The following is a 6,382-nucleotide window of genomic DNA, read 5'->3' as shown; positions in this document are numbered from 1 at the left end:
ATTTTAATTATATAGAAAATTGCTAAATAGAAAAGCTATTTTAATAATTTCTTGAAAATTCACGGAGGAAATTGCTCGAGAATGATAAAATGGGGAGATATGAATACATAAACTTAAGAAGTTGGAGAGGTGTATGGAGATTGTTTGATCCCACAGCATTTGAGAACATGAAAGTAGTATTGGAAGGTGCAGTTTATGATCGTGACTTCATAGGAGATATATTGGTTATAAGCCGTGATGATATAGTGAACCTTTCTACCATGTCAAGATCATATAAGATTGAAATGGAATTGAAAGATTCAATGGCGCCCATTTCGATTAGCGGTGCCATCGAGATACATGCATCACTCCAGAATCTAAGTTCGGAGCTGCTCGATTCTAATTTGAATGAAACACATTCCGGTTGCACGGTTGATGTCTTCATTTCTTTTCAAACAAAGCTTGATGCAGTGAGAGCCGAAGCATTCTTGAATGATCTGGAAAAGATTTGGGGAGATCAAAGAATCATTACAGTGAAAACGAGCGAAACGTTCAGTAAAAAATCTGAACCCATTCATTCTTCTGTATTTAAAGTTTCATTTGGAAGGCTTGTAAAAGAAGAGCAAATGGAAGATTTGGAAGATATGGTTGAGTATTTGATACAATCCATACAAGCAGTGAGAATTTCGGGATGATAGGTAAAGGTATGATTATTTAAGTTGGCAAACGTACGTTTAAATACGGTAAAATGACATCATCATACTAAAGGGAGAGATCATTCATGTCCATTTACGAATTAGAAGTCAATAAAATCAATGGCGAAACCATCTCGCTTGAGGAATACAGAGGGAAAGTGATGATTATAGTGAATACCGCTAGTAAATGCGGTTTTTCGCCACAGTATGATGACTTGCAAAGCTTGTATGTACAATATAAAGAGGAGGGTCTAGTTGTACTAGGTTTTCCTTGTAATCAATTTTTGAATCAGGAGCCGGGCGATGATCTAGAAATCGATTCATACTGTAAATTGAATCATGGTGTAACCTTCCCGATGTTTGCAAAAGTGAATGTAAATGGAAAGGAAGCCCATCCTTTATTCAGTTATCTGACTGAAAATGCACCAGGAGTGATGGGGTCCAAATCGATAAAATGGAATTTTACAAAGTTCTTGATTGACCGTGATGGAAAGATTGTCAGTCGATACGCTCCTAAAACAAAACCTTTGGATATGGAAGAAGATTTAAAAAAATTATTATGAAGAGTGAACTCGAGTTCATCGGAAGCTATAGTTTCTGTTGGGCTCTTTTTGTGAGTGAAATATATTTATTTGCATGCAATCGCTTTCGAAAGGAGACAGCTGGTGGGGAAGTTGAATATAATAGGAGACAACAATTAAGGGGGAAAACCATGGAACGAATCGCCTGGGTAACGGACAGTACGGGGACTTTAGACGAAGAATTATCATTGAATGAGCATGTATACGTCGTTCCGATGATCGTCATCATCGATGGGAAGGAATATGAAGATGGTATTGACCTTTTACCAGACGAGTTATACCGAAGGATGAGTGAGGAAAAGGTTAATGCAACTACTTCACAGCCGTCGGTCGGCAGATTCCATGAGTTATATAAAGAACTTGAAACACGTTATGATCGAATCATTGCCGTGCATCTTTCAAGTGAATTGAGCGGAACCGTTTCCGCGAGCAGGCAAGCTGCGCAAATGGTTACGATTCCCGTTGATATTTTTGATACTTTACTCATTTCCTTTCCGATGCTATTAATCATGAAAAGGCTTATGCATTATATTGGTAGTGGACATTCCATCCATGATGCTTTCGTAAAAACGAGACTGTATGCGGGTAATCATGAAACCTATGTATTAATAGGTTCTTTAGATCAGCTGCATCGCAGCGGCAGGTTAACGAGTGCACAGTATATTTTAGGAAGCCTATTGAGTTTTAAGCCCATCATTTCAATTGAAAATGGCCTGCTTCATACTAAATCGAAGCCTCGGAATCTTAATAAAGCAGAAAAACTGATCTTCAGTGATTTTCGAAGGTCAGTCGAAGCTGGAAAAGTGAAAGAATGCACGGTACTATATGGTGCGATATCGGAGCAAGCACAAAGGTGGAAAAAGATGATTTCCGAAGAATTTCCCGATGTGTTGATCCATGTATCCCCACTAGGAAGTGCCATCGGGGTGCATACAGGGGAACAGACGATTGGAATCAGTTGGTTCAATGAAGATTAAATCACACCATAATTGAGAACCATGGTAAAATAGAATGGGCTTGGAGTGATGAAATGAAACAAACGATGGTTGATTTAACGGAGAAGTTTGTATATGACCAATTGAATTCTGATGCCAGCGGTCATGATTGGTTCCATATCGATCGTGTTCGGAAGCTGGCTTTACATATTGCAAAAGAAGAACAACAAGGGAATGAGTTTATCATTGAAATGGCGACCCTGCTTCATGATATCCCGGATGATAAATTAAACGAGGATGACGTTGCGGGGTGGAAAAAGCTAGATGAGTGGTTTGAGGAAATAAAATTGGACATGGATAGCGTTGAGGCCATTAAACGGATCATCAACACCATTTCATATAGTTCGGGGCACGCGAAGCTTTCTTCCATCGAAGCTGAAATTGTTCAGGATGCGGACCGCTTGGATGCTATTGGTGCCATTGGGATAGCCAGGACATTTGCTTTTGGCGGGAAAAAGGGACAGCCTATGTACGATCCTTCCCTGCCCATTAGGGAACATATGACAAAGAAGGAATACAGGACTGGTAAAAGCTCTTCCGTTCATCACTTTTATGAAAAACTATTACGTCTGCAAGATATGCTCAACACATGTACTGCCAAGAAGATGGCAAGGGAAAGGCATGAATATATGGTTAGCTTTTTAGAGGAATTTTATAAGGAATGGGATGTACGATTATGAAAGTTTTTAGCATGGAACATGTAATGAAAACCCAAGGGGAAAAGCTTCTTTTTAAAGATGTATCCTTTTCGATCACCGAAGGGGAAAAAATCGGGATCGTGGGTATAAACGGCACAGGTAAATCTACATTATTGAATATTATTGCAGGATTAGAAGACAGTGATTTGGGAACGAAGGATCATCCGAATGATTACACGATTTCTTATTTATCTCAAGATCCGCATTTTGATGAGAAATTGACAATCATGGAGTATATGTATGAAAGTTCAACTCCTGTTTTTTCGTTGATCAAGGAGTATGAAAAAACGCTCGTTCAACTACAGGTTGATCCGCAAAATAGCGCAATACAGGATCGTTTGTTAAAACAGCAACAGGATATGGACACGCTTGGTGCCTGGGATACAAGTGCCAATGCCAGAACGATCCTGACCAAGCTTGGCCTTCCTGATCACTCAAGGAAATTGGGGGAACTGTCAGGTGGCCAAAAAAAACGTGCTGCCCTGGCAAAAACGTTGATTGAGACCCCAGATTTACTGATTCTGGATGAGCCTACGAATCATCTTGATTTTGAAAGCATTACCTGGCTTGAAGAATATTTGGCGAAATATCAAAAGTCCGTTTTATTTGTAACCCACGATCGATATTTTCTTGATCGGGTTTCCAATAAAATCTGGGAAATCGCCCAAACACAGCTTTTCGAATACAAAGGAAACTATGCAGATTATTTAGAATCAAAGGCCATTCGTGAAGAGAACGAATCGGTTGAAAGAACGAAGAAAGAAAGTCTATTCAAAAAAGAACTGGCCTGGATACGTAAAGGTGCAAAGGCTCGTACGACAAAACAAAAGGCCAGGATCCAACGCTTCGAAACATTGGAATCGGGTGTGAAAGATAAGCAGAAAACCGAGAGCTTGGAAATGGAATTGAGTGGTGCCCGTCTTGGGAAAAAGGTACTGGAAATGAAAGATGTTTCTAAATCTTTCGGCGATCAGTCCATCATCAACCATTTTTCCTTTCTCTTCAAACCAGGCGATCGAATTGGGATCGTAGGTAATAATGGCAGTGGTAAGTCTACATTATTAAATATCTTGGCAGGACGGGAACCTATAGATGAAGGAAATCTGGAAATAGGACAAACCGTGAAAGTAGGTTACTATACGCAAGAAAGCGTCGATATGGATGAGAATCTTCGTATGATCGAGTATATTCGGGAAACAGCTGATTCAATCGCCCTTAAAGATGGCAGTTTCATATCAGCAGCGCAGATGCTTGAAAGATTTTTATTTCCAATGGGATCGCATGGAACGCCAATTCGCAAGCTGTCCGGAGGAGAAAAAAGGCGTCTATATCTACTTAACATATTGATGGCGGCACCTAATGTCCTGCTGTTGGATGAACCGACGAATGACCTGGATACGCAAACTTTAACCGTTCTGGAGGATTATTTAGAAACGTTTTCAGGTGTAGTCATCACCGTGTCACATGATAGGTATTTCCTGGATAAGACGTGCCATCAGCTTCTTGTCTTCAAGAACAAAGGGGAAATTGATTTTTATTATGGAAATTACTCAGAGTTCTTGGAAGAAAAGACGGAGGAGACAGTACCTGTAAAAACGCCAGAGCCTCAGCTTAACCGCACGGAAAAGAAAAAGAAAAAACTAACCTATGCGGAAAGTAAGGAATGGGAAGAAATTGAGGGGAACATGGAACGGGTCGAGCTGAGACTGAAAGACATCACGGCAGAAATGTCAGCTGCGGGGAGCGATTTTGAAAAAGTCCGCCTGCTACTTGAAGAAGAAAAGGAACTAAATGATAAATCAGAGCATTTGATGGAAAGATGGACGTATTTAGCAGAAAAATTGGAAGAGGAATAGGCAAGTGACTGGACCAAGCGAGCAAAAGTGGTCCAGTCTTTTTTTTGTCAATCTCAATTGCATGAGAATCTGAGGTCATTGTGATAATATCTAGTACATGGAAACGTTTTGTAAAAGGAGAGAATCAAATTTGAAAATAAAATCAATAGAACCTACACCAAGTCCGAATACAATGAAAATCAATCTAACTGAAGAGCTTTTAGCAGGTAAAAGCAATAATTATAAAAAGGATCAAGCTGGACAAGCACCTCAGCTCATTAAAGATTTATTTACGATCGATGGAGTGAAAGGTGTATATCATGTTGCGGACTTCTTGGCAGTTGAGCGCAATGCGAAATATGATTGGAAAGATATCTTGATCCAAATTCGACAGGTGTTCGGGGAAAAAACCGAAGAACAAAATCAGCAAAATGTTTTAAATGAGCATTATGGTGAAGTATCGGTTGCCATTCAACAATTTAAAGGTATTCCGATGCAAATTAAAGCGAGTGATAGCCAACACGAAAAACGTTTTGCTTTACCGGAATATTTTATAAAGGGCATTGCCGCTGCCCAAAAAGAAGAGGATAATGTTGTCCTGCTTCGGAAATGGAAGGATTATGGCGTAAGATATGGAGATATGGAAGATATTGTGAAGGAAGTATCGGATGAGTTGGTTGCAGCTTATCCGGAAGAACGAATTAATCAGCTAGTGGCTGCTGCGAATGAAATGGTAGATAAAAGGGAAACATTCGTAAAACGTCCAAAAATAAAACTGACGGCAGAAATGCTTAATGACGAAAGTTGGGAAAAGCGGTATCAGGCGTTAGATCAAATGGATGATCCAACTGTCGATGATATTTCAGTTTTGGACATGGCCCTTTCTGATAGTAAGGTCTCCATCCGCAGGCTTGCCGTTGTTTACTTGGGGATGATCGAAGATAGAAAAGTGCTTCCAAGTTTGTATAAAGCATTGAAAGACAAAAGTGCAGCAGTAAGACGGACCGCTGGTGACTGTTTGTCAGATCTGGGCTTTGAAGAAGCGATGGGGGAAATGTCGGAAGCCCTATCGGATAAAAATAAATTGGTCAGATGGCGGGCTGCGATGTTTTTATACGAAGCGGGAAATGAAACGACCCTCCCTTATCTTAAACGAGCGGAACAGGATGCTGAATTTGAAGTGGCCCTTCAGGTCAAGATGGCCATTGATCGCATCGAAAATGGGGAAGAAGCAAAAGGTTCAGTTTGGAAGCAAATGACAGAATCAAGGCAAGCGAATGATAAGTGAATGTAATAAAGGCATACGGGTGATTCAGCCCGCATGCCTTTTATTATTTTTGTGGAACTTTTAGCAGCTGCATGATGGGAAAGAAAGAAGAACTTGAATAAAGGGGGTTCGGTAAAATTCAATTGGATCATCGGATAATCGTCCAAAACACCAATAACGCATATTTTCTTTGCGATATAGCAGTTTTAAAGAATAGAATTCTGTTCTATTATTTCAGTAAAATGATATTTGTGGATTTTTACGTGTTGAATGGTTGCATTTGTACATAAATATGTTAGAATTTTTAGAGTATACTAAAAATTATATTATAT

Annotated in this window: 6 protein-coding genes; all 6 read left to right on the top strand. The window is 39.7% G+C overall.

Annotated features, from left to right (window positions below; all coding sequences use genetic code 11):
* Positions 1-140 precede the first annotated feature (140 nt).
* The 6 genes from ACFWE9_RS25450 (at position 141) to ACFWE9_RS25425 (ending at position 6,071) form a co-directional block, all read left to right on the top strand.
* A complete protein-coding gene (locus ACFWE9_RS25450) occupies positions 141-674 on the top strand; it encodes a hypothetical protein (RefSeq protein WP_377359436.1) in 534 nt (177 codons plus the stop codon).
* An 86-nt stretch (positions 675-760) separates the two neighbouring features.
* Complete coding sequence (locus ACFWE9_RS25445; RefSeq protein WP_377359434.1) at positions 761-1,237, top strand: glutathione peroxidase; 477 nt, start codon at positions 761-763, stop codon at positions 1,235-1,237.
* Positions 1,238-1,386: 149 nt separating this feature from the next.
* Positions 1,387-2,232 (top strand): DegV family protein, encoded by an 846-nt coding sequence (locus ACFWE9_RS25440; RefSeq protein WP_230160265.1) that lies wholly within the window; start codon positions 1,387-1,389, stop codon positions 2,230-2,232.
* Between the two features lie 53 nt (positions 2,233-2,285).
* Positions 2,286-2,930: an HD domain-containing protein gene (locus tag ACFWE9_RS25435; protein WP_377359432.1), complete on the top strand. Its 645-nt coding sequence runs from the start codon at positions 2,286-2,288 to the stop codon at positions 2,928-2,930.
* Positions 2,927-4,804 carry an ABC-F family ATP-binding cassette domain-containing protein gene (locus tag ACFWE9_RS25430; protein ID WP_377359430.1) on the top strand — a complete coding sequence of 626 codons (1,878 nt, stop codon included), beginning with the start codon at positions 2,927-2,929 and terminating at the stop codon, positions 4,802-4,804. Before ACFWE9_RS25435 ends, ACFWE9_RS25430 begins: the two co-directional genes overlap by 4 nt.
* Before the next feature lie 130 nt (positions 4,805-4,934).
* The gene (locus ACFWE9_RS25425) at positions 4,935-6,071 is read left to right on the top strand and encodes a conserved virulence factor C family protein (protein ID WP_377359428.1); all 1,137 of its coding nucleotides are present in this window, start codon (positions 4,935-4,937) and stop codon (positions 6,069-6,071) included.
* Positions 6,072-6,382 lie beyond the last annotated feature (311 nt).

Source organism: Peribacillus sp. NPDC060253 (assembly GCF_042727425.1).
Lineage (GTDB): Bacteria > Bacillota > Bacilli > Bacillales > DSM-1321 > Peribacillus.
The sequence above is the reverse complement of the archived record's forward strand: the minus strand, read 5'-3'. Positions and strand labels throughout refer to the sequence as shown.

Bases quoted from the DNA above. Each gene is read 5' to 3' on its own strand.
- ACFWE9_RS25445 (WP_377359434.1), top strand. From the start codon at position 761: ATGTCCATTTACGAATTAGAAGTCAATAAAATCAATGGCGAAACCATC.
- ACFWE9_RS25440 (WP_230160265.1), top strand. From the start codon at position 1,387: ATGGAACGAATCGCCTGGGTAACGGACAGTACGGGGACTTTAGACGAA.
- ACFWE9_RS25435 (WP_377359432.1), top strand. From the start codon at position 2,286: ATGAAACAAACGATGGTTGATTTAACGGAGAAGTTTGTATATGACCAA.
- ACFWE9_RS25430 (WP_377359430.1), top strand. From the start codon at position 2,927: ATGAAAGTTTTTAGCATGGAACATGTAATGAAAACCCAAGGGGAAAAG.